This is a genomic window from Avibacterium endocarditidis (assembly GCF_965138825.1).
GTDB classification, from domain to species: Bacteria; Pseudomonadota; Gammaproteobacteria; order Enterobacterales; family Pasteurellaceae; genus Avibacterium; species Avibacterium endocarditidis.
On sequence record NZ_CBCSDH010000003.1, the window covers coordinates 136,382 to 159,919 of the forward strand.

Annotated in this window: 17 protein-coding genes and 2 tRNA genes; 9 read left to right on the forward strand and 10 right to left on the reverse strand. The window is 41.3% G+C overall.

What is annotated here, in order from left to right; genetic code table 11:
• Positions 1-28 precede the first annotated feature (28 nt).
• The 7 genes from lpdA to rsgA all read right to left on the reverse strand — a co-directional run bounded on the left by lpdA (position 29) and on the right by rsgA (position 10,469).
• The gene (gene lpdA, locus ACNAV8_RS02840; RefSeq protein WP_103855350.1) at positions 29-1,453 is read right to left on the reverse strand and encodes a dihydrolipoyl dehydrogenase; all 1,425 of its coding nucleotides are present in this window, start codon (positions 1,451-1,453) and stop codon (positions 29-31) included.
• Positions 1,454-1,537: 84 nt separating this feature from the next.
• Complete coding sequence (aceF, locus tag ACNAV8_RS02845) at positions 1,538-3,427, reverse strand: pyruvate dehydrogenase complex dihydrolipoyllysine-residue acetyltransferase (protein ID WP_103855351.1); 1,890 nt, start codon at positions 3,425-3,427, stop codon at positions 1,538-1,540.
• A gap of 51 nt (positions 3,428-3,478) precedes the next feature.
• The gene (gene aceE / locus ACNAV8_RS02850; protein WP_103855352.1) at positions 3,479-6,142 is read right to left on the reverse strand and encodes a pyruvate dehydrogenase (acetyl-transferring), homodimeric type; all 2,664 of its coding nucleotides are present in this window, start codon (positions 6,140-6,142) and stop codon (positions 3,479-3,481) included.
• Between the two features lie 396 nt (positions 6,143-6,538).
• Positions 6,539-7,039, reverse strand: a complete 501-nt coding sequence (gene crr, locus ACNAV8_RS02855) for a PTS glucose transporter subunit IIA (RefSeq protein WP_103852902.1) — start codon at positions 7,037-7,039, stop codon at positions 6,539-6,541.
• 62 nt (positions 7,040-7,101) lie between these two features.
• On the reverse strand, positions 7,102-8,829 hold the full coding sequence (gene ptsI, locus ACNAV8_RS02860) for a phosphoenolpyruvate-protein phosphotransferase PtsI (protein WP_415777174.1): 1,728 nt from the start codon (positions 8,827-8,829) through the stop codon (positions 7,102-7,104).
• Between the two features lie 98 nt (positions 8,830-8,927).
• Positions 8,928-9,185 (reverse strand): phosphocarrier protein Hpr, encoded by a 258-nt coding sequence (ptsH, locus tag ACNAV8_RS02865; protein WP_100295592.1) that lies wholly within the window; start codon positions 9,183-9,185, stop codon positions 8,928-8,930.
• Between the two features lie 228 nt (positions 9,186-9,413).
• On the reverse strand, positions 9,414-10,469 hold the full coding sequence (gene rsgA, locus ACNAV8_RS02870; RefSeq protein ID WP_103855354.1) for a small ribosomal subunit biogenesis GTPase RsgA: 1,056 nt from the start codon (positions 10,467-10,469) through the stop codon (positions 9,414-9,416).
• 82 nt (positions 10,470-10,551) lie between these two features.
• Between rsgA and orn the strand changes: the two genes are divergently transcribed.
• The 3 genes from orn (at position 10,552) to ACNAV8_RS02885 (ending at position 11,399) form a co-directional block, all read left to right on the forward strand.
• The gene (orn, locus tag ACNAV8_RS02875; RefSeq protein ID WP_103855353.1) at positions 10,552-11,100 is read left to right on the forward strand and encodes an oligoribonuclease; all 549 of its coding nucleotides are present in this window, start codon (positions 10,552-10,554) and stop codon (positions 11,098-11,100) included.
• A gap of 132 nt (positions 11,101-11,232) precedes the next feature.
• Positions 11,233-11,308 (forward strand) — tRNA-Gly (locus tag ACNAV8_RS02880).
• A gap of 15 nt (positions 11,309-11,323) precedes the next feature.
• Positions 11,324-11,399: transfer RNA gene (locus tag ACNAV8_RS02885), tRNA-Gly, on the forward strand.
• Between the two features lie 265 nt (positions 11,400-11,664).
• Here ACNAV8_RS02885 and topA read toward each other — a convergent pair.
• Positions 11,665-14,271: a type I DNA topoisomerase gene (gene topA / locus ACNAV8_RS02890; protein ID WP_103854905.1), complete on the reverse strand. Its 2,607-nt coding sequence runs from the start codon at positions 14,269-14,271 to the stop codon at positions 11,665-11,667.
• 101 nt (positions 14,272-14,372) lie between these two features.
• On the opposite strand from topA, the gene ACNAV8_RS02895 reads away from it, so the two are divergent.
• Entirely contained in the window at positions 14,373-15,278 is a 906-nt protein-coding gene (locus ACNAV8_RS02895) for a LysR family transcriptional regulator (RefSeq protein WP_103854906.1), read from the forward strand.
• A 90-nt stretch (positions 15,279-15,368) separates the two neighbouring features.
• On the opposite strand, the gene sppA is transcribed toward ACNAV8_RS02895, so the two are convergent.
• Positions 15,369-17,225, reverse strand: a complete 1,857-nt coding sequence (sppA, locus tag ACNAV8_RS02900) for a signal peptide peptidase SppA (RefSeq protein ID WP_415777188.1) — start codon at positions 17,223-17,225, stop codon at positions 15,369-15,371.
• A gap of 438 nt (positions 17,226-17,663) precedes the next feature.
• Between sppA and ACNAV8_RS02905 the strand changes: the two genes are divergently transcribed.
• A complete protein-coding gene (locus ACNAV8_RS02905) occupies positions 17,664-17,795 on the forward strand; it encodes a hypothetical protein (RefSeq protein ID WP_415777175.1) in 132 nt (43 codons plus the stop codon).
• 218 nt (positions 17,796-18,013) lie between these two features.
• Positions 18,014-18,568, forward strand: coding sequence for an NAD(P)H nitroreductase (locus tag ACNAV8_RS02910; protein ID WP_103854907.1), 555 nt, complete (start codon positions 18,014-18,016; stop codon positions 18,566-18,568).
• A gap of 64 nt (positions 18,569-18,632) precedes the next feature.
• On the opposite strand, the gene thiI is transcribed toward ACNAV8_RS02910, so the two are convergent.
• On the reverse strand, positions 18,633-20,081 hold the full coding sequence (thiI, locus tag ACNAV8_RS02915; protein ID WP_415777176.1) for a tRNA uracil 4-sulfurtransferase ThiI: 1,449 nt from the start codon (positions 20,079-20,081) through the stop codon (positions 18,633-18,635).
• Positions 20,082-20,313: 232 nt separating this feature from the next.
• Here thiI and xseB point away from each other — a divergent pair, with 232 nt between their 5' ends.
• From xseB to dxs, 3 genes are all read left to right on the forward strand, one after another.
• Positions 20,314-20,562 carry an exodeoxyribonuclease VII small subunit gene (xseB, locus tag ACNAV8_RS02920; protein WP_103852912.1) on the forward strand — a complete coding sequence of 83 codons (249 nt, stop codon included), beginning with the start codon at positions 20,314-20,316 and terminating at the stop codon, positions 20,560-20,562.
• A 25-nt stretch (positions 20,563-20,587) separates the two neighbouring features.
• Positions 20,588-21,478: a (2E,6E)-farnesyl diphosphate synthase gene (gene ispA / locus ACNAV8_RS02925; RefSeq protein WP_103854909.1), complete on the forward strand. Its 891-nt coding sequence runs from the start codon at positions 20,588-20,590 to the stop codon at positions 21,476-21,478.
• A gap of 75 nt (positions 21,479-21,553) precedes the next feature.
• Complete coding sequence (gene dxs, locus ACNAV8_RS02930; protein ID WP_415777177.1) at positions 21,554-23,413, forward strand: 1-deoxy-D-xylulose-5-phosphate synthase; 1,860 nt, start codon at positions 21,554-21,556, stop codon at positions 23,411-23,413.
• Positions 23,414-23,538 lie beyond the last annotated feature (125 nt).

The window sequence follows — 23,538 nt, forward strand, 5'->3', positions numbered from 1 at the left end:
GAAAGGCTTTTGAGAAGAAGTTAGAAAACTATTTTTTCTTTTTCGCTTTTGGATTTGGTAAGTCGGTGATTGAACCTTCAAACACTTCTGCCGCTAAGCCTACAGATTCGTGTAAGGTTGGGTGAGCGTGGATAGTTAATGCAAGATCTTCTGCATCACAACCCATTTCAATCGCAAGACCGATTTCACCTAGCAATTCACCACCGTTTGTTCCAACAATTGCACCACCGATAATGCGGTGAGTGTCTTTATCGAAGATCAATTTGGTTAAACCATCTGCACAGTCAGAGGCAATCGCACGACCTGAGGCTGCCCAAGGGAATTTCGCCACTTCGTAGTTAATGCCTTCGGCTTTACATTCTTTCTCGGTTTTACCTACCCAAGCCACTTCTGGCTCAGTGTATGCGATAGATGGGATCACTTTCGGGTCGAAGTAGTGTTTTTGTCCTGCGATGACTTCTGCTGCAACGTGGCCTTCGTGTACGCCTTTGTGAGCAAGCATTGGTTGTCCCACAATATCACCAATCGCGAAGATGTGTGGTACGTTGGTACGCATTTGTTTATCTGTATGGATAAAGCCACGCTCATCCACTTCTACGCCTGCGACATTAGCATCGATCAATTTACCATTTGGTGTACGACCGATCGCCACTAATACGGCATCATAACGGCGTGTTTCGTTCGCAGCTTTGCCTTCCATTGAGACATAAATACCGTCTTCTTTCGCTTCAACTGCGGTTACTTTGGTTTCAAGTAATAAGTTGAATTTCTTCTCGATACGTTTTGTGTAGATTTGAACAATATCTTTATCCGCTGCTGGGATCACTTGATCAAACATTTCTACTACGTCAATGTTAGAACCGAGTGCGTGATATACCGTACCCATTTCAAGACCGATAATACCACCGCCCATAATTAATAGGTTTTTCGGCACTTCTTTTAATTTAAGTGCGTCTGTTGAATCCCAAATGCGTGGATCTTCGTGTGGGATAAATGGCAATTGAATTGGGCGTGAACCTGCTGCGATAATAGCATTATCAAAATGAATGGTGGTTTCGCCTTCATCGCCTGCAACGATAATGGTGTTAGGGCCTGAGAATTTACCGTAACCGTTTACCACTTGCACTTTACGCATTTTAGCCATTCCAGCTAAGCCACCTGTTAATTGGTTGATTACTTTTTCTTTCCAACCACGGATTTTGTCAATGTCAGTTTGTGGCTCGCCAAATACGATACCGTGTTCTGCTAAAGATTTTGCTTCTTCAATCACTTTAGCAACGTGTAATAAGGCTTTAGATGGGATACAACCCACGTTTAAGCACACCCCTCCAAGGGTTGAATAACGTTCAACGATCACCGTATCTAAACCTAAATCCGCACAACGGAATGCCGCCGAATAACCTGCGGGGCCTGCACCAAGTACAACAACTTGTGTTTTAATCTCTTTATTCATTTTCTACCTCGTTAAATTCTTGCGGTTTTTACACCGCACTTTAACTAAACAGCGTTTCCCATTTTAATGAGAAACGCTAAGGAATTACATTACTAAACGGCGAAGGTCGCTTAATACGCCATTGATGAAGGTGATAAATCTTGCACCGTCTGCCCCATCAATCACGCGGTGATCGTAAGAGAGCGATAATGGTAACATCAAGCGTGGAGTAAATTCTTTGCCGTTCCATACTGGTGTCATTTCAGATTTAGATACACCTAAAATCGCCACTTCTGGCGCATTCACGATTGGGGTAAATTGTGTACCACCAATACCGCCTAGGCTTGAAATGGTAAAACAACCACCTTGCATATCAGATGCGGTTAATTTACCTGCACGCGCCTTTTTCGAGATTTCTGCTAATTCACGTGAAAGCTCGATAATGCCTTTTTTGTTTACATCTTTAAATACAGGCACAACTAAGCCATTTGGTGTATCTACCGCTACGCCAATGTTGATGTATTTTTTCAAGATCAAGCTTTGTGCATCTTCAGATAAGGAGCTATTAAAGCGTGGGTAAGCTTCTAAGGCTTTCGCTACCGCTTTCATAATGAACACAAGTGGGGTGATTTTTACATCAAGTTTTTGTTTTTCCGCAAGCACATTTTGCTCTTTACGGAATTGCTCTAAATCTGTGATGTCTGCTTTATCCCATTGTGTTACGTGTGGAATCATTACCCAGTTACGGTGTAAGTTCGCACCAGAGATTTTTTGGATACGGCCTAATTCAACTTGTTCTACTTCACCGAATTTGCTGAAGTCCACTTTCGGCCAAGGGAGTAAGCCTAAACCTGCACCATTCGCGGCACCTGTTGATGCTGCGGATACAGAACCGCTTTCTACCGCTTTCACCGCGGCTTTCACATAGGCTTGAACGTCTTCTTTCAGGATACGACCTTTACGGCCTGTTCCTTTCACTTTATCTAGGTTTACCCCAAACTCACGAGCTAAACGGCGAACCACAGGGGTTGCGTGAGCAAAACTTGCACTTGCTGTAACTTCTGCTTGGTTAGCAGGCTGCGCTGATTGTGCTGGCGCTGCAGGGGCAGCCGCTTGAGTTTGTGCTGGTGCCGCTGCTGGTTGAGCTGCTGGGGCTGCTGCAGGCGCTGAACCCGCTACTTCAAAACGCATAATTAATGAACCAGTTGAAACTTTATCCCCTGATTTCACTAAGATTTCTTTCACTACACCGGCAAATGGTGCAGGGACTTCCATTGAAGCTTTGTCGCCCTCAACAGTGATTAATGATTGCTCTTCAGAAACGCTATCACCCACAGCAACCATAATTTCAGTCACGTTTACTTCATCACCGCCAATATCTGGAACGTGAACATCTTGTACACCACCAGATACTGCAGCAGGTGCTGCTGGTGCTTCAGCCGCTGGTTGAGCAGCTGGCGCTGCGGCAGTGGTTTCAAATTTCATTACTAATGAACCGGTTGAAACTTTATCACCTACTTTGATAAGAATTTCTTTTACCACACCAGCCACAGGTGCTGGCACTTCCATAGAAGCTTTATCACCTTCTACGTTTAAGATAGATTGCTCTTCTGCAACGCTATCGCCTACGTTTACTAAAATTTCAGTTACGTTTACTTCATCACCACCAATATCTGGAACGTGAATTTCAATCACAGAACCACCCGCACTTTGCGGTGCTGCTGGTGCTGCTTTTTCTTCAGCGGCAGGCGCTGGTGCAGCTGCTGCTCCTTCTAAAATAAACATTGGTGTACCAGTTGAAACTTTATCGCCAACTTTTACTAATACTTCTTTAATTACACCAGCTTCAGGTGAAGGCACTTCCATTGATGCTTTATCGCCTTCAACATTAATTACGGATTGATCAACTTCAACCGTATCGCCAGCTTTTACCATCACTTCGGTAACGGTTACTTCATCGCCACCAATATCTGGAATTTGAATTTCTTTAGCCATTTTCTTTTTTCCTCAAAACTCCCCCTGCTAAAGCAAGGGGAGCGATGTTAATTATGCGTAAAGTGGGTTAATTTTATCTGCATCAATGCCATATTTTGTAATCGCATCTGCAACCACTTTCTTGTCAAAGATACCTTGTTTAACAAGCTCAGTTAATGCTGCGATTACCACATAATGTGCATTCACTTCAAAATGCTCGCGTAAGTTTTCACGGCTATCTGAACGACCAAAACCGTCTGTACCTAATACACGATAGCTTTGCGCTGGAACAAATGCACGCACTTGCTCTGCATAAAGTTTGATGTAGTCTGTTGCAGCCACCGCTGGTGCATCATTCATCACTTGAGCAATGTATGCTGTTCTTGGCTCTGCTTCAGGGTGTAATAAGTTCCAACGCTCTACATCTGCACCATCACGTGCTACTTCAGTAAATGAAGTTACACTATATACATCAGAAGTTACGCCGAAATCATCTGCAAGTAATTTCGCTGCTTCACGAACGTGGCGTAAAATCGCACCAGAACCTAATAATTGAACTTTGCCTTTACCTTGGCCAGTTACCGTTTCGAATTTATAGATACCTTTACGGATACCTTCTTCTGCGCCTTTTGGCATTGCTGGTTGGTCGTAAGTTTCATTTAAGGTTGTGATGTAGTAGTACACATCTTCTTGTTCTGGCCCGTACATACGGCGAACACCGTCTTGGATAATTACAGGTACTTCAAAGGCGAAAGCAGGATCATAAGAGATACAGTTTGGAATTACCGCTGATTGAATATGGCTTTGACCATCTTCGTGTTGTAAACCTTCACCGTTCAATGTTGTACGGCCTGATGTACCACCGATCATAAAGCCACGCGCACGTTGGTCGCCTGCTAACCACATTAAATCACCTACACGTTGGAAACCAAACATTGAGTAATACACAAAGAATGGAATCATTGGTACGTTGTTTGTGCTGTAAGAAGTTGCTGCGGCAATCCAAGACGCAGTTGCACCTTGTTCGTTAATCCCTTCTTGTAACACTTGACCATCAATGGCTTCACGATAATAAGAAACTTGCTCGCGATCTTGTGGAGTGTAGTTCTGTCCGTGTGGGTTATAAATACCGATTTGACGGAATAAACCTTCCATACCGAAAGTACGCGCTTCATCTGCGATAATTGGTACAATGTGTTTACCCACAGATTTGTTTTTCAACAATACGTTTAATGAACGAACAAATGCCATTGTGGTTGAAATTGGACGAGATTGTGCTTCAAATAATTGTGCAAACTCTTCTAACGCTGGCACTTCAAGTTCGTGAGTAAAGCGTGGCGCACGGGTTGGTAAATAACCGTTCAATGCTTGACGGCGCTCGTGAAGATATTTGTACTCTTCTGAACCTTCTTCAAACTTGATGTATGGTAATTTCTCAATATCTTCATCAGATACTGCAATATTGAAACGATCACGAACGTGTTTAACGCCCGACATATCCATTTTCTTAACTTGGTGTGCGATATTTTTACCTTCAGCGGCATCACCCATACCATAACCTTTGATGGTTTTCACAAGCAATACAACTGGTTTGTCTTTAACTTGTTTTGCTTTATTGAATGCAGCGAAAACTTTTAATGGATCGTGACCACCACGGTTTAATGCCCAGATTTCATCATCTGTCATTTCTGCCACTAAGGCTTCAGTTTCAGGGTAACGACCAAAGAAGTGTTTGCGTACATAAGCACCATCTTTTGCTTTGAAGGTTTGATAGTCGCCATCAACCACTTCCATCATTAATTGTAATAATTTGCCTGACGTATCACGTTGTAATAAACGATCCCAACGACGCCCCCAAACAACTTTAATCACTTCCCAGCCACAACCGTTAAATTGTGCTTCTAATTCTTGAATAATTTTACCATTACCTGTTACTGGGCCATCTAAACGTTGTAAGTTACAGTTGATCACGAAAACAAGGTTATCTAATTTTTCACGTGCTGCGAAAGCAAGACCACCGCGAGATTCTACTTCGTCCATTTCGCCATCACCTAAGAATGCGTAAACGGTTTGATCTGCTGTGTCTTTCAAGCCACGGTTATGTAAGTATTTTAAGAAACGTGCTTGATAAATGGCATTCAACGGCCCAAGACCCATTGATACTGTAGGGAATTGCCAGAATTCAGGCATTAATTTAGGGTGCGGGTAAGAAGAAAGGCCTTTTCCGTGAACTTCTTGACGGAAATTATCTAATTGCTCTTCAGTTAAACGGCCTTCAACAAAAGCACGCGCATAAATTCCTGGAGAAATATGACCTTGGAAGAAAACTAAGTCGCCACCATTTTTTTCGGTACGCGCTTTAAAGAAATGGTTGAAACAAACTTCATAGATTGTCGCAGAAGATTGGAAAGATGACATATGGCCGCCAAGCTCTAAATCTTTTTTAGACGCTCTTAATACCATCATAATTGCATTCCAACGAATCGCACTACGAATACGGCGCTCAAGATCTAAATTACCTGGATAGTTCGGCTCTTCTTCAACAGGGATAGTATTAATATAGTCTGTGGTAACACCTGTTGGTAAAGATACTGAATTTGCACGAGCGTGCTGCATTAATTGCTCAATAATAAACTGTGCTCTTTCAACACCTTCTTCACGAATTACTGAATCGATCGCCAATAACCAATCATTGGTTTCGACTGGATCTACGTCATTTCTTAACATTTCTGACATAGTCTTTTCCTTATTTGTTAAGTTGAAGTTAAGTTCAATTTCTAGACGAAACTGAACAACGAATGGATAACTAATACCTATATCTAGGCTATTTTACAACTATTAAAACCCGTTTACAAATCTTTAACAAAGATTATAAAAAATATAAGATTTGTTGAAATTAGAAAATTTTTTGATAAGTCTTAGGAAAGGCAAAAAATTTATTAAAAAATTCCACCGCACTTTAAATAATCGGTAAAAATAGCAGATGACTGATAATTTTTACTTAAAGCGCTTTAATCTTTATCAATCCTACTCCTCAGCTGATTGACGGATAAATCTTATCAGCGATGAAGATTTCCCTTATAAGAAAAAGCCCATTCTCTCAATGGAATGGGCTTTGTTATATTGCATTTTTTATTTTTTCACTACAAGAACCACAGACTCACCAGCAACAACTTCGCCTGTTTTTTTCTCAATATGGCTAACTTCATCCATATTAGAAATCACTACAGGGGTAAGCACTGATTTTGCTTTAGCTTCAAGTAATTCTAAATCTAATTCAATAATGGTATCACCACGTTTAACGGTTTGGCCTTCTTCAGCAACACGTCTAAAACCTTCACCTTTTAATTCAACGGTATCAATACCAAAGTGAACGAATAATTCCACACCATCGGTAGATTCCATTGAGAAAGCGTGGTTGGTTTCAAAAATTTTACCTACAACACCATCAACAGGGGCTACAAGTTTGTTACCTGTTGGGCGAATTGCAATACCATCACCAACAATTTTTTCTGAGAAAACAACATCTGGTACATCTTCAATGTTCACAATATCACCTGAAAGCGGTGCATAAATCTCTACTTCAACGGTTTTATTGCTTTTTGAACCAAATAACTTATCAAAAAAACCCATTTTTAGTCTCCTACTAAGTGAATGTTTGGGCTATTCTAGCCCAAAATTTGAATAATTGGTATCTAGTTTAATGCATTTTCTGCTAAAAAGTCTGCAACCAATTTTTCAATATCTGCTGCTGTTGGCTGTTCAAGCGCTTTATTAGCGAGCAATTTTGCATCTTGATAGTTTACATTGCGGATTAATTTTTTAATTCTTGGCACTGAAATTGCGCTCATACTAAACTCGTCTAAGCCCATACCAAGTAGCAATAACGTTGCTCTTTCATCACCCGCTAGCTCACCACACATACCTGTCCATTTACCTTCAGCGTGGGAAGCATCAATCACCTGTTTAATTAAGCTCAATACAGATGGGGTCATTGGGTTATATAAATGAGAAATTAATTCGTTACCACGATCCACCGCAAGGGTATATTGAGTTAAATCGTTTGTACCAATACTGAAGAAATCCACTTCTTTCGCTAAAAATTTCGCATTCACTGCTGCTGATGGAGTTTCTACCATCACGCCAATTTGAATATTCTCATCAAAAGCCTTGCCTTCATTGCGTAGCTGCGCTTTTAATACGTCAATTTCTGCTTTTAATGTACGAATTTCTTCCACAGAAATAATCATTGGGAACATAACAGCCAATTTACCGAAAGCTGATGCTCTTAATACTGCTCTTAATTGCGCGTGTAAAATTTCTTTACGATCTAGGGCAATACGAATAGCACGCCAGCCTAAGAATGGATTCATTTCTTTTGGTAGATTTAAGTAAGGTAACTCTTTATCACCACCAATATCCATTGTTCTTAATACCACTAAACGGCCATTCATCGCTTCAACGACTTCTTTATAAGCGATAAATTGTTCTTCTTCCGTTGGCAGCTGATCGCGATCCATAAATAAGAATTCTGTACGATATAGGCCTACGCCTTCCGCACCGTTACGATCTGCCCCTTCCACATCGCGAATTGTACCAATGTTTGCTACCACATCAACGCGATGACCGTCTAAAGTGAGTGCTGGTAAATCTTTCAATTTCGCTAATTCTGCTTTTTCTTCGGCTAATTGTGCTTCTAAGGCTTTTAAGCGATCAATTTCTTCCTGACTTGGGTTTACATAAACACAGTTATTCACCGCATCAAGAATTAAGAAATCACCGGTATTAACTTGTTGAGTAACCGTGTTTGTCCCCACAATCGCTGGCAATTCTAATGAACGTGCCATAATTGAAGTATGAGAAGTTCTGCCACCAATATCAGTAATAAAACCAAGCACTTTATCAAGGTTAAGCTGTGCGGTTTCTGATGGCGTTAAGTCATAAGCAACAAGAATAGCCTCTTCGTTGATCTCACCAAGATCAACAATGTGCATACCTAAAATATTTTTAATTAAGCGATTACCAATATCACGAATATCCCCTGCACGCTCTTTTAAATATTCGTCATCAATTTCTGACAACATCGCCACTTGCTGATCAATAATTGTGCTTGCAGCAACCCCTGCATTCACTTTATTAGAACGTAAATAATCAATGATTTCTTCTTCTAATTCCTCATCTTCCAAAATCATTAAATGGCCTTCAAAGATTGCCGCTTTCTCTTCACCTAATGAAGCATAAGCACGATCTTTAATTGCAGTTAATTGCTCAACGGCTGCATTACGTCCTTCATAAAAACTTGCAACCTCAGCTTCAACTTGATCGTCTTGAATTTTTTGCGTATCAAGTACGATTTTTTCTTCTTTTAAAACAAGTGCTTTACCGAAAACAATGCCGGGGGATGCTGGAATACCTGAAATCATAGTGACCTTCCGAACTAATAATTAAATCTGGCTATAAATAGAACAATAGCCACAAACAGACTTTCTCTTGAAAGTGAAATTTGTGGCTAATGGTATGATTACTCTAATGTAGGAATTAAAGCGACTAAATGATCTACTGCTTTTTGCTCATCTTCGCCTTCAGCAGAAATGGTGATCACAGTTCCTTGTGTTAAACCTAAAGTTTGTAATTTAAAAAGGCTTTTTGCACTTGCACTTTTGCCACCAGAAGTTACAGTAATGTCAGAAGCAAAGGCTTTCGCTTCTTTTACAAACTGAGCCGCAGGGCGAGTATGTAAACCATTTGGAGCAATAATTTCAACATCTTTTGAGTACATAGTAAAATCCTCTTAGTAAATTGTTTAAGTATAAATGTTATCCTAACATCAAACAGTAACCATAAAGCTTACCATTCAATCGTTGTATTTATTTCATCTTTAAAAATAAATCTGAAGCTAGTATTCAACTTAACACAACAATAATCAACCCTAATCAACGCAAAATTTGAAGTACATCACAAAAAAATGCTTGAAACGGCGTTTTTTTATGCGTTTATTAACCTTTATTTAACCATTGTCCTGAGTGAAGAAATGTCTATGCCCCTTTGTTTCAGATAAACTTTCAATTAAATTATGATAATTTTTAAATCTTACGGGATCGATTTTTCCTCGCTCAACGGCTTCACGCAATGCACAACCAGGGTCATTCAAATGTTTGCAATCCCTAAATTTGCAAGTGCCTAGCACATACTGAAATTCACGGTATCCTTTCGTAATTTGATCGGCGTCCAAATGCCATAAACCGAACTCACGGATCCCTGGTGAGTCAATCAGATCGCCTCCTTGCGGTAAATGATAAAGACGAGAAGATGTAGTGGTGTGGCGACCTAATCCTGTTCCCTCACTCACCGCACCAACCTGTGCATTCACATCAGGTAAAATGCTGTTGATTAAACTGGATTTGCCAACCCCTGATTGCCCCACAAAAATAGACGTACCTTCCGATAAAAGTGCGGTAAGATTTTGCATATTTTCGCCTGTTTTGGCAGAAATCATCAACGTCTGATAGCCAATTTTTTCATAAACCTTAAGCTGTTTTTCCACTGCTTCACGCTGACTTTCCGATAATAAATCAGCTTTATTAATCACAATCACAGCAGGAATTTTAGCGTTCTCACATACCACCAAATAGCGATCGATAATATTCCAAGACAACTCAGGCACAACCGCCGATACAATAATAATGCGATCGATATTGGCAGCAATGACTTTCAAGCCATCATAATAATCAGGGCGTGTAATTTCATTTTTACGTGGATGAATGGCTTCAATCACACCGCTCACGCCTTGCAACTGTTCACTACCTTGACGCCACAGCACTTTGTCGCCAACCACTAAATTAGCCAAGGTGCGGCGTAAATTACAGCGAAAAATTTCACCTTGTGCATTTTCCACATCGGCGTGCAAAGAATAACGAGTTACCACTGTGCCTTCTTGCGTTGGGCCAAGCATTTCATCTTGCCACTGAATATCCTCATTTCTTGATTTGTGACGTTGTAATGTTTTCGCATTATTAGAGCGAATTCTGCGTTGCTGATTGTAAGTTAATTTTTGTTTGCTCAAAGATAAATCCTTAAAGTGCGGTTGGTTTTCGGTTAGAATATTTACCATTTATTAAAAATAATAACAGACATAGGATACCCTAATGCAATTAGATAAACAAAACCTTATTTGGATTGACTTAGAAATGACGGGCTTAGATCCCGAAAAAGAACGCATCATTGAAATTGCTACCATTGTAACCGATAAAGATCTCAATATTCTTGCAGAAGGCCCTGTGCTTGCCATTCATCAACCAGATAGTTTACTGGCCAAAATGAATGCTTGGTGTCAGAAAACCCATAGCGAAAATGGTTTAATTGAACGCGTAAAGCAAAGCAAACTCACCGAACGTGCCGCAGAATTACAAACTTTAGATTTCCTAAAAAAATGGGTGCCTAAAGGTGCATCACCCATTTGTGGCAACAGCGTTGCGCAAGATAAACGCTTTTTATTCAAATATATGCCTGAGCTCGCCGACTATTTTCATTATCGCCACCTTGATGTCAGCACCTTAAAAGAACTTGGATCGCGTTGGAATCCTGAAATGTTAAAAGGCTTTAGTAAGAAAAATACCCACCTTGCTTTAGATGATATTCGTGAATCTATTGCTGAGCTGGCTTATTATCGTGAGCATTTTATCAAAATGCCTTAGCTTATTTATTGCTAGGAAATAGGAAAAACCTCGCTTTCTGATCAATAACTAAACAAGCAATCAAATTTTTTATAATTTTACTTGCGGGCGTAAAAATTTTTCGTATAATACGCCCCGTTCCTTACGGAATATGCGGGAATAGCTCAGTTGGTAGAGCACGACCTTGCCAAGGTCGGGGTCGCGAGTTCGAGCCTCGTTTCCCGCTCCAATCTCCTTATCTCTTGCGGGAATAGCTCAGTTGGTAGAGCACAACCTTGCCAAGGTTGGGGTCGCGAGTTCGAGTCTCGTTTCCCGCTCCAAATTTTTTCTAATATTTTATTAACAAACGTTTTCTGTTTATCTTTTTTATTCTTTCCTATTATCTGCTTTTTCCTAATGAAAAAAAGCGATAGCCAAAACTGAACATTTCAAATTAAAATAGAAAAATATTTTTCTAGAGAAACAAACAAAAAAGAGAATAAAAGCAGAAAAAGAAAAGTGCGGTAGAAAAAACGCCAAATTTTCCACCGCACTTTCTAGCTGATTAATATCGCCTTTTCACAAAATAACTTCTATATCAAAGGGTTATTTACCATTCTCAACCCATTTTCCGTCAATATAGTCAGCACGCCATTTGGTGGCTTTACCATTTTTTTCAGAAGTAATATATTGACGTTTTTCCTTACGGCTAAAGCGAACAATGGCTTCATTACCTTCAGGATCTTTCTGTGGTGCATCGGCTAAATATTGCAATTTTTCAGGCAGACGATCACGATATTGCGCCAATTCAGCTACTTTAGCTGCGCGAGTTTCACGAGATTTCGGGAAATTATGCGCAGACATAAACACGCCACTTGCGCCATCACGCAATACAAAATACGCATCAGAATTTTCACATTTTAGCTCTGGGAAATGTACTGGCTCTTCTTTTGGTGGTGCAACTTCGCCATTTTTTAAGATTTTGCGCGTGTTATCACATTGGGTACAAGCCATATATTTGCCAAAACGCCCCAATTTTAAGTGCATATCTGCGCCGCACTTATCACATTCCACCACTGGGCCGTCATAACCTTTAATCTTAAACTCGCCTTGCTCCACCACATAGCCATCACAATTTGGATTATTTCCGCATACATAAAGTTTTCTTTGTGGATCAATAATATAACTATCCATTGCCGTACCACATTTCGGGCAGCGCTTACGATCCATTAGGGCTTTGGTTTCAGAAGCTTCGTCCAACACATTTAATAATTCCGCTTCTGGAATTAAATTTATTGTCGTTTTGCACCGCTCTTTTGGTGGTAAGGCATAGCCTGAACAGCCTAAGAATACGCCTGTACTTGCAGTACGAATCGCCATTGGACGGCCACAAGTTGGGCATTTAATATCGGTTAGCACAAGGCTATTTGGCTTCATTCCGCCCTCTAGCTCATCTAATTCGGCTTGGCTAAGCTGTGCAGAAAAATCTTTAAAGAATTGATTTAATTCCGCTTTCCAATTTTTTTCACCGTTGGCAATTTGGTCTAGCACATCTTCCATATTGGCGGTGAAATCATAATTCATTAAATCGGTGAAAGATTGGTTAAGGCGATCGGTAACAATCTCCCCCATTTTTTCCGCATAAAAACGGCGATTTTCCACCCGCACATAACCACGATCTTGAATGGTGGAAATGATCGCGGCATAAGTAGAAGGGCGACCAATTCCGCGTTTTTCCAGCTCTTTTACCAGTGCCGCTTCAGTAAAGCGCGCAGGTGGTTTAGTGAAATGTTGCTGTGGGATTACTTCTTTTAAATTTAGCTGATCGTTCACCACAACGGCTGGAAGCACTTGATCTTCTGCACTTTTACTCATTGGCGGTAACACTTTTGTCCAACCGTCAAAACGCAAAATACGCCCTTTGGCTTTCAGACTATAATCGCCTGCCGTTACCGTGAGCGTTGAGCTGTCATATTGGGCTGCCGGCATTTGGCAAGCCACAAATTGACGCCAAATGAGATCATATAAACGCACCGCATCTTTTTCCATTCCTTGTAGATCTGCAGCCAATACACGCACATCAGAAGGACGAATAGCTTCGTGCGCCTCTTGCGCATTTTCTTTACTGGAATAAAAATTCGGTTTGCTCGGTAAATAACTGTCGCCATAATGTGAACCGATATAATCACGCACCATATTTAAGGCATCTTGACTTAAGTTGGTGCTATCAGTACGCATATAGGTGATATAGCCCGCTTCGTAGAGGCGTTGAGCAAGCATCATTGTTTTTTTCACGCCAAAATTTAACCTTGTGCTTGCTGTTTGTTGCAAGGTTGAGGTGATAAAAGGCGCTTTCGGTTTTGAGCTAGTCGGTTTGGTTTCTAAATCAGAAACGATATAATCGGATTTTTGTAAAAAATCCACCGCACTTTGCGCTTGTTGCGCATTCTTCGGCTCAAATTTTTTCCCTTTAAAACTGGTTACATCAAGACGCAAGCCGATTTTCTGTGCGGTTTCCGTTTGCACCGCCACTTCCCAATATTCTTCAGGTTGGAAAGCTTTGATCTCACGCTCGCGTTCTACTAATAATTTCACCGCAACCGATTGCACACGCCCTGCTGATAGACCGCGCGCCACTTTCTTCCATAATAATGGCGATACCATAAAGCCCACCACGCGATCAAGAAAACGGCGTGTTTGTTGGGCATTAACACGATCCATATTGAGATGTTCTGGGTGTTCAAAGGCTTGAGTGATGGCATTTTTGGTGATCTCGTTGAATACCACGCGGCTAAAGCGATCATCATCACCACCAATCACTTCACGCAAATGCCAAGCAATGGCTTCCCCTTCTCTATCCAAATCGGTAGCGAGATAAATATGATCCGCTTTTTTCGCCAGCGATTTGAGTTCCGCCACCACTTTTTCTTTACCCGGTAAAATTTGGTAATTGGCTTTCCAATCGTGATAAGGATCGATCCCCATACGCTTCACCAAGGCATTACGTTCTTTTTCTTGCTTAATGGCTTGCTTTTCTTCGGGGCTTAATCCTTTGGTAGAAATTGCCTTGGCTTTTTCACCAGTACTCATTCCAGCGGTAGGTAAATCGCAAATATGCCCTACGCTGGATTTCACTATATAATCCTTTCCTAAATACTTATTAATGGTTTTCGCCTTGGCTGGCGACTCCACAATCACTAAAGATTTACTCATCTTTTTCTTTACCTAATTTCTGCTAACTTGTGTAAAATTGCCCGATATATTGCGGACTATCTGTGGATTGGTCAATCATTTTTTTAAAAAAGGAAGAATAAATGGATAAACTCAATGCAATTTCTGTCTTTTGTAAAGTGGTGGAAACGCAAAGTTTTACCCAAACCGCTATACAGCAAAATATCTCCGTAGCAATGGCGAGTAAGCTAGTTTCACAACTGGAAGAACAGCTGAAAACCCGCTTGTTGCAGCGCACCACTAGAAAGATTGTGCCAACTGAAGCGGGGCTGCTTTATTACCAACGTTGCCAGCCTATTCTGGCAGAATTACAAGATGCCGAAGCCAGTATCAGCAATCTTGCTAGTGCATTACAAGGCAAGCTACATATTTCCGTGCCGCGTGATTTTGGCTTGCGTTTTATTGCGCCTAATTTGGGCTTATTCTTACACGCCAATCCTGATCTTGAAGTGGACATTGAATTTAACGATCGTTTAGTGGATTTAATCACCGAAGGCTTTGATCTCGCTTTACGCATTGGCAATTTGCAGGACAGTTCGCTGGTGGCGAAAAAAATTGCAAGTTCAACAATGCACATTGTGGGATCGCCCGATTATTTCGCTAAAAAGGGTATTCCACAAACGCCAGAAGAACTCTATCAACACAAAATAATGCTGTATAAATCCAATAATAATCAAGTATTTTGGGAATTTATCAACGGTACAAGAATTGAGCGCTTGCGTGTACAGGCTGATGTTATGTGCAACAGTGGCTTGGCTTTGGCAGAACTGGCAAAATCAGGGCTTGGCATTGTGAATTTACCACGTTTTCTGATCGAAAATGAATTAGCTTCAGGGGAATTAGTGGAAGTGCTGGCTGACTATCCGCAACATCAAATTGATATGAATATTGTCTATCCCCACCGCCGTCATTTGGCGGCGAAAGTGAAAGCCTTTGTGGACTTTTTAAGCCAGCTTGGGTTATGCCAAGAAACCGCTAGCAATAAATAGAAAAAATAATAGAAATAAAAAGAAACAAAAAGTGCGGTGCAATTTTTAAAAATTTTCCCCTTCTATTTACATAAAAGGGGAAAATAATTTTTAGCGTAACGTTCCGCAGTTAATACAGTATAAATACTGCCCTTTTGGATCGTTAAATTGGCTCAGTTGGTTGAGCTGTTGTTTTACTTCATTAAATGGTTTTGCCAAGCCAAGCGCACTGAATAATTGCTGTTGCGCGCCTTTGCCAAAGCTTTTCACTAAGGCATCAAGCATAGAATCATTGCGTTCAATTAACCATTCCACACTAAATTCTTCCGCACTTTGCTCGTTTTGTTTTGCTTTAGCTAATTCCTTTGCTTTTTCCACCGCACGATCAAAATCGCCTAGCTCGTCCACCAATTTATTTTGCAAGGCTTCCGATCCCAACCATACTTGACCTTGTGCGATTTTATCCACGTCTGTTTTAGCTAGCTGACGGCCTTTGCTGACAAGCGAAAGGAATTTATCGTAACCATGTTCAATTTCCAGTTGATAAAGATCACTTTTTACTTTTGAGATGCCACCAAAAGAAGACTGCTGACTTAATGGTGAAGTAGCCACGCCATCAGCATTCACGCCAATTTCTGCTACGGCTTTCTCAAAGGTTGGGAACATTGCAAAAATACCGATAGATCCCGTAATGGTATCCGCATCAGCTAAAATATAATCTGCCGTGCTAGAAATCCAATAACCACCTGAAGCGGCCATTGCCCCCATTGACACCACCACTGGCTTGCCTGCTTGCTGTAAATGCACAATTTCCTGACGGATAATTTCTGACGCAAAGGCACTGCCACCGGGGCTATTTACACGCAAAATCACGGCTTTGATTTTTTCATCTTCATAAGCCTGACGCAGCAATGTAGCAATCGTATCACCGCCAACACCATTGTCATCGGTTTCACCGTCAATAATTGCACCCTCGACATTGACCACCGCAATGCGTGTTTTACCTTCCCCTTCAATGCGATCAGGTAAATCTGCCAAATAGCGATCAAATGGCAACAATTTTGCTTTTCCCTCTGCATTTTTGCCAAAAAGTGCGGTGAGTTTTTGTTCTAAAGTAAAACGATCGGCAAGTTGCGTCACAAATTTTTGCTGTTGGGCATAAGCCGTCAAATCGCCATTTAATGCTTTCAAATTCGCAAAATATTGCTCCGCTTCAGGCAATACATTATCAACAGGGATTTGGCGATTGTTTGCGATCAGCGTTTTATAATCCGTCCACATTGTGCTTAACCAACGTTGCATATTGGCTCTGGCTTCTGCCGACATATCATTACGCAAAAACGGCTCAACGGCAGATTTATACGTGCCTACACGGAAAATATGTGGCGTGATTTTTAGCTTGTCGAGCAAATCTTTGTAATACAGGTTTTCCAATGCCAAGCCTTGAATTTCCACCGCACCAATCGGGTTGAGATAAATTTCATCGGCATAGCTCGCGAGTACATATTGTTTTTGCGTATAGCTATCCGCATAAGCAATCACCGGCTTACCACTTTGCTTAAACTGATTAATCGCCTTGCCCACATATTTAATCGCAGGCAAATCAGCGCCTTCAAAACGATTCAGATCTAACACCAAGCCTTTTATGCGTGGGTCATTCACCGCAGATCGAATGCTATACACCAAATCAAAGGTAGAAATTTGACGCGGCACATACTGAGAATCCACTTCTTTCAACAAATCTTGCAAAGAGTGAATTTCTTCACGATTATCCGCTAAATATCCATCTAAATTGAGCAATAACGCGCCTTCATCTGCGCCCAGTGGCGCTTGGGTTTCTTTATTTGCATTTGTGAACAAACTCACCACCGTAAAAAGAAACAACACAAAAACAAGAAAGACTAAATTCATCACAACATTGCGCACAAAATTTAATCCTCGCCACAGCATAGAGCCTAGTTTCATCAGCGATTTCATAGATTTCCTTATTTTTTGATTTTATTTGAGAGGCGTATCATAAACAGATTAATACCCAAATGCGAATAATTCTTTCCAGAATGACTGTTTTTATCCGCTTTGAGCTGTTTTCTCGATCTGGATCGCAAAACTCACCAAAAAATCACCGCACTTCAAAAGGTTTTGCTATGGTTTCTCTCACCACAAGGAGAATCCAATGTTAAATTTATTCAAACGCCCGATCGAAGTCGAAACCTTAGAAGCTTGGGCAAAATGGTAGAAGATATTGCCAAAGTTGCGATACTTGCAGTCCCCGTGATAATATTTGGTCAGAATGGAATACTATTTAAAATTATGAGTAGTCTTACATTAATGTTTGTTATTTATGCCACTCTCGTTGCTGGAAAGTTGCTTAGAAAACACAAATCCCAGCTATCAAAGGAGGATTAAATGGAACTCACCATTGGATTACTTGTTCTTTTAGGGATTGTTCTGGCTTTTTTAGCTGCCATTAACCACACCATAAAACAAGCTGAAAAAGAAGATAAAAAAAAACTAATTCCAGATACGAAGGAGGGCTAAATGGAGCTTACTATTGGATTATTAGTTTTATTGGCTGTAGTTTTAGCTTTTGGTGCTGGCATTAATCACGCAGCAAAAGAAGCCGATAAAGAGAGTAAAAAGAACTAATTACATAAGCCCCCGATATAAGGGGCTTTTCTATATCATCTATAAGACCAAAAACTATGCTATAATCCACCGCACTTTTCATAACAAAAATGATCACAAAAGGACTGATTATGGACGCTTTAACCCTACTCACTTCACGCCGTTCTAACAAGAAACTCTTTGCGCCTGCGCCAAACCAAGCACAACTTGAACAGATTTTCCAAGCCGCATTGCACGTCCCTGATCACGGTAGATTGCAACCTTATCGCTTTGTAGTGATTGAAAAAGACGGTTTAAACAAACTTGGCGGCTTATTAAAAAGTGCCGTACAAGAACTTAACCTTGGTGAAGAGCGGTTGAAAAAAGCGGAAAATTTACCGAATCGCGCGCCAATGATCATTGCCGTGATTGCAAAAATCCAAAAAGATATTGCTAAAGTCCCTGCTTGGGAACAAATGCTTACCGCAGGTTGCGCCACTTACGCAATGCAACTTGCCGCCAATGCACAAGGCTTTGACAATGTATGGGTAACTGGCCCTTGGGTTGATGGCTCTGAGTTACGCCAAGCGCTACAATGTGATCAAAACGATAAAGTGGTCGCTTTTATTATGCTAGGCACAGGGAAAGAAAAAGCCAGCCGTGAGCCTAAGCAAATCGATCTAGCAAATTTTGTGAGTTATTTATAATGTATTAGAAAAAATGACAAAAAAATCACCGCACTTATAAATTGATAAAATGCGGTGATTCCATTTACTTCCTAAACACTCTCACATTCCCAAACCCATTTTCTTTTAAATAAAGGGCTTGGAGTTTGCTCATTACGCCGCGTTCGCAGTAAAGGACGTAATTTTTGCTTTGGTCTAAGTCTGGGAATACAGTAGAAAGTTTATAGAATGGGATTAAACGCACTTCCTGCCCTGCCAGTTCTAACGGATTTTCGTCTGTTTCTTCGGGGCTACGGATGTCGATGACGATGTCATTTTCGCCTAATACGGAAATGGTGTCCACTTCCACCACGTCTTTTTCCGTTTGTTCTGCAATTTGGCGAATGTCTAAATATTGCGCATTTTGCACCGCACTTTCTAATACGCTGAAATCAAAATGATTTTCTTCGCTAAGAATTTTTTCTCGCACTGCTTTAACCGTTGGATTTTTTGAAATCACGCCACAAAATTCTGGCATTGATTTCGCAATATCGTCTGTGCCAATTTCTTTTGCCATTGCAATAATTTGTTCTTTATCGTGGGTGATAAGTGGACGCAACACAAGGGCATTGGCAGCTTCATCAATCAGGCGTAAATTGGTGAGGGTTTGGCTGGAAACTTGACCGAGTGCTTCGCCCGTAACAATGGCTTGAATGCCAAAACGTTCTGCCACTTTGCTTGCAGCGCGCACCATCATTCGTTTTAACACTACGCCCATTTGGCCATTGTCAATTTTTTCTAAAATCTCTGCCACCACAGGCTCAAAATTAATCGCCACAAAACGTACTTTGTGCGAGCCACTAAAGCGATTCCAAATGTGATACGCCATTTGTTTTACGCCGATTTCGTGTGCCGCACCACCTAGATTAAAGAAGCAATAATGCACGCGCGAGCCGCGGCGAATCAGCATATAACTGGATACGCCCGAATCAAAGCCACCCGAGATAAGCGAAAGCACATCTTCTTGCGTGCCAATAGGATAACCACCCAGCCCTGTATGACGTGCTTTCACCAACATCATTTTGTCGTCTTCAATATCAATGCGAACAGTAACATCAGGTTTGCTGAGCTTCACTTTCGCGCTGGCGATATGTTGATTTAAGCCACCGCCGACATAGCGTTCCACATCAAGAGAAGAGAAATCGTGCTTGCCTTTACGTTTTACACGCACACAAAAGGTTTTGTTTTCAAGGAGATGTGCCACATCTTGCAAGGTTTGTTGGAAAATATCTTGCACGCTGTTGAACGGTTTTTCTTCCACTTCAAGAAAATGATGAATACCAGGGATTCGTCCTAATAATTCAATTAATAAGGCACGATTTTCCGCATTTTTTGACCGCACTTCGATATAATCCCAGTGCTTCACCACGGCCACTGTGTCGTCATATTTATTCAAAATATTGCGAATATTCCCTGTCAAAATTTTAATAAAGCGCGTACGCACGCTTTCGCTTTTAATCATAATTTCAGGGAAAAGTTTAATAATAAATTTCATTGGAATACTTCTGTTTTAAGCAAAAAAATTGGGCGGTATTGTACAACATCTTTTGCAAATCCCCAATTTTTCTCGTCCACTGCTCTCGCCTGTTTTGGGGCTAAATAAGGGAAACAAAAGTGCGGTGCTTTTTTCTGAGATTTTTTGCGTAACAATCTTGCTATAGGCTTTAACAAGTCCATAAAAATACAGTACAATGTGGCATTTATTTAGCTTGAACTTAGGAAAAACAATGGCACGCAAACCTACCACAGACGAAAACAGCTTAGATTTTGAAACCACCTTAACCCAATTAGAAAGCATTGTTGCTCGTTTAGAAAGTGGCGAATTGCCTTTAGAACAGGCGTTAAAGGATTTTGAAAGCGGAATTAAGCTGGCGCAATTAGGTCAAGCGCGTTTACAACAAGCGGAACAGCGCATTCAAATTTTGCTTTCTAAAAGCGATAAAGCAGAATTAAGCGACTATCAAAACAACGAATAAGCAACCCAATAACTAAGCCACTGCTATGTACCAATTTGCACAGGATTTACAACAATTTCAACAGCGGATTAATCAATTTCTCGAACACCAATTTGAGCAAATTGACACGCAACCCTCTTCCCTAGCGGAAGCGATGAAATATGCGCTTTTATTGGGTGGAAAGCGTGTTCGTCCGTTTTTGGTTTATGCCACAGGCAGAATGTTAGGGGCAGAACTCGTGCATTTGGATTATGCCGCCGCAGGCATTGAAGCGATTCACGCTTATTCTTTAGTTCACGATGATTTGCCTGCAATGGATAACGATGCTCTACGCCGTGGACACCCCACTTGCCATATTGCCTTTGATGAAGCCACCGCCATTTTGGCTGGTGATGCGCTGCAAGCCTTTGCTTTTGAATTACTGAGCCAAACGCCAAATTTATCTGCCGAACAACGCCTTGCTTTGGTAGCGGAATTGGCAAAAGCCTCTGGCGTGCAAGGAATGTGTTTGGGGCAAAGCCTTGATTTGCAAGCTGAGCATCAACAAGTCAGCCTTGCGGAATTGGAAAGAATTCATCGCAACAAAACAGGCGCGTTGCTACGCTGTGCATTAAAAATGGGCTTTCTTTGTTCACCGCATTTTGCCGACAAACAACTTTGCCAACAGCTTGAACGCTATGCCGATGCCATTGGGCTGGCGTTCCAAGTGCAAGATGATATTTTAGATATTGAAGGCGAAAGTGCTGTGATCGGTAAAACCGTGGGTGCGGATTTAGCCGCAGATAAAAGCACTTACCCAAAATTGCTCGGCTTGCAAGGGGCGAAAGAAAAAGCGCAAGAACTTCATCAACAAGCCCTTGATGCTTTGGCCAAATTACCTTTTGATAGCTCGCCATTAAAGGCATTGAGCGAGTTTATTGTAACAAGAAAAAATTAATATATTGGACACCGCCTAAGCCTTTTATTATTAAAGTGCGGTCGAAATTTAACCCTTTTTTGGATTTGATTAACAATGGAAAAATATCCTCTTTTATCACTGATTAATTCACCGGACGATTTGCGTCTTTTAAATAAAGATCAACTTCCCCAACTTTGTAATGAATTACGCGGATATTTGTTGGAGAGTGTTAGTCAAAGTAGCGGCCATTTGGCTTCTGGCTTAGGCACGGTAGAACTCACCGTTGCCTTGCATTATGTGTTCAACACGCCATTCGATCAGCTCATTTGGGACGTGGGGCATCAAGCCTATCCGCATAAAATTCTCACTGGACGCCGTGATAAAATGTCTACCATTCGCCAAAAAAACGGGCTTCACCCTTTCCCGTGGCGTGATGAAAGCGAATTTGATGTATTAAGTGTGGGACATTCTTCCACTTCTATTAGTGCTGGGCTTGGCATTGCCGTGGCAGCCGAAAAAGAGAACGCAGGGCGCAAAACGGTTTGTGTGATTGGCGATGGCGCAATCACCGCGGGAATGGCCTTTGAAGCGCTCAATCACGCTGGCGCATTGCACACCGATATGCTGGTGATTCTCAATGATAACGAAATGTCTATTTCAGAAAATGTGGGCGCGCTGAACAACTATCTGGCCCGCTTGTTTTCTGGTTCTTTCTATTCCACCTTGCGCGAGGGCGGCAAAAAAATTCTCTCCGGCGTGCCACCGATTAAAGAATTTGTGAAAAAGACTGAAGAACACGTTAAAGGCTTCGTTTCACCAATTGGCACAATGTTTGAAGAACTAGGCTTTAACTATATCGGCCCTATTGATGGCCATAACGTGGACGAATTAATTAGCACGTTAAAAAATATGAGCAGTCTGAAAGGGCCACAATTCTTGCATATTAAAACCAAAAAAGGCAAAGGCTATGCCCCTGCGGAACAAGATCCAATCGGCTTCCACGGTGTGCCGAAATTCGATCCCACAAGCGGAAAATTGCCAAAATCCACCACCCCAACCTATTCGCAAATTTTTGGCAACTGGCTATGTGAAATGGCAGAGCAAGATCCGAAATTAATCGGCATCACCCCTGCGATGCGTGAAGGTTCAGGAATGGTTGAATTTTCCAACCGCTTTCCACAACAATATTTTGATGTTGCCATTGCCGAACAGCACGCTGTTACCTTTGCCGCAGGCTTAGCAATTGCCGAGTTTAAACCTGTGGTAGCCATTTATTCCACCTTCTTACAGCGTGCCTACGATCAAGTGATTCACGATGTCGCCATTCAAAATCTGCCTGTACTATTTGCCATCGACCGTGCTGGCGTGGTGGGGACAGACGGACAAACCCACCAAGGTGCGTTCGACATTAGCTTTATGCGCTGTATTCCAAATTTAGTGATTATGACCCCAAGCGATGAAAATGAATGTCGCCAAATGCTTTATACCGGCTATCAATGCGGTAAACCTGCCGCCGTGCGCTATCCGCGTGGCAATGCCATTGGTGTAGAGCTTGAACCATTAGCAATGCTACCTCTCGGCAAGGGGAAAGTACTGCGCGAAGGGGAAAAGATCGCCATTTTAAATTTCGGCACACTATTACCAAACGCCAAAGCCGTAGCCGAAAAATTAAACGCCACCCTTGTGGATATGCGATTTGTTAAACCGATTGATGAAGCGTTAATTTTGCAACTGGCTGAAAACCATTCATTATTAGTTACACTCGAAGAAAACGCTATTCAAGGCGGTGCAGGCAGTGCCGTGGCAGAAGTGCTAAATTCTCAGCCAAAAACCACCGCACTTTTACAATTAGGTCTGCCAGATTTCTTCATTCCACAAGGCACACAACAAGAAATTTTGGCAGATTTAAAACTAGACGCACAAGGTATTGAAGAGCAAATCACTACTTTTTTGCAAAAAAGTAAAAAAATTTAAAATTTTTGTGAACTATTTCCTGCCTCGCTAGTCTTAGTAAATGCTAGTGCACTGCAAATTGCAGTTGTCTTTTTCAAACTAATTTCTTATTTAAGACCTCTCCGCCACTTGTTTTTAATGTGGCG

Excerpts from the sequence above, each read along its gene's own strand:
- lpdA (WP_103855350.1), bottom strand. The coding sequence starts at position 1,453 with ATGAATAAAGAGATTAAAACACAAGTTGTTGTACTTGGTGCAGGCCCC.
- aceF (WP_103855351.1), bottom strand. The coding sequence starts at position 3,427 with ATGGCTAAAGAAATTCAAATTCCAGATATTGGTGGCGATGAAGTAACC.
- aceE (WP_103855352.1), bottom strand. The coding sequence starts at position 6,142 with ATGTCAGAAATGTTAAGAAATGACGTAGATCCAGTCGAAACCAATGAT.
- crr (WP_103852902.1), bottom strand. The coding sequence starts at position 7,039 with ATGGGTTTTTTTGATAAGTTATTTGGTTCAAAAAGCAATAAAACCGTT.
- ptsI (WP_415777174.1), bottom strand. The coding sequence starts at position 8,829 with ATGATTTCAGGTATTCCAGCATCCCCCGGCATTGTTTTCGGTAAAGCA.
- ptsH (WP_100295592.1), bottom strand. The coding sequence starts at position 9,185 with ATGTACTCAAAAGATGTTGAAATTATTGCTCCAAATGGTTTACATACT.
- orn (WP_103855353.1), top strand. The coding sequence starts at position 10,552 with ATGCAATTAGATAAACAAAACCTTATTTGGATTGACTTAGAAATGACG.
- topA (WP_103854905.1), bottom strand. The coding sequence starts at position 14,271 with ATGAGTAAATCTTTAGTGATTGTGGAGTCGCCAGCCAAGGCGAAAACC.
- ACNAV8_RS02895 (WP_103854906.1), top strand. The coding sequence starts at position 14,373 with ATGGATAAACTCAATGCAATTTCTGTCTTTTGTAAAGTGGTGGAAACG.
- ACNAV8_RS02905 (WP_415777175.1), top strand. The coding sequence starts at position 17,664 with ATGGAACTCACCATTGGATTACTTGTTCTTTTAGGGATTGTTCTGGCT.
- ACNAV8_RS02910 (WP_103854907.1), top strand. The coding sequence starts at position 18,014 with ATGGACGCTTTAACCCTACTCACTTCACGCCGTTCTAACAAGAAACTC.
- thiI (WP_415777176.1), bottom strand. The coding sequence starts at position 20,081 with ATGAAATTTATTATTAAACTTTTCCCTGAAATTATGATTAAAAGCGAA.
- xseB (WP_103852912.1), top strand. The coding sequence starts at position 20,314 with ATGGCACGCAAACCTACCACAGACGAAAACAGCTTAGATTTTGAAACC.
- ispA (WP_103854909.1), top strand. The coding sequence starts at position 20,588 with ATGTACCAATTTGCACAGGATTTACAACAATTTCAACAGCGGATTAAT.
- dxs (WP_415777177.1), top strand. The coding sequence starts at position 21,554 with ATGGAAAAATATCCTCTTTTATCACTGATTAATTCACCGGACGATTTG.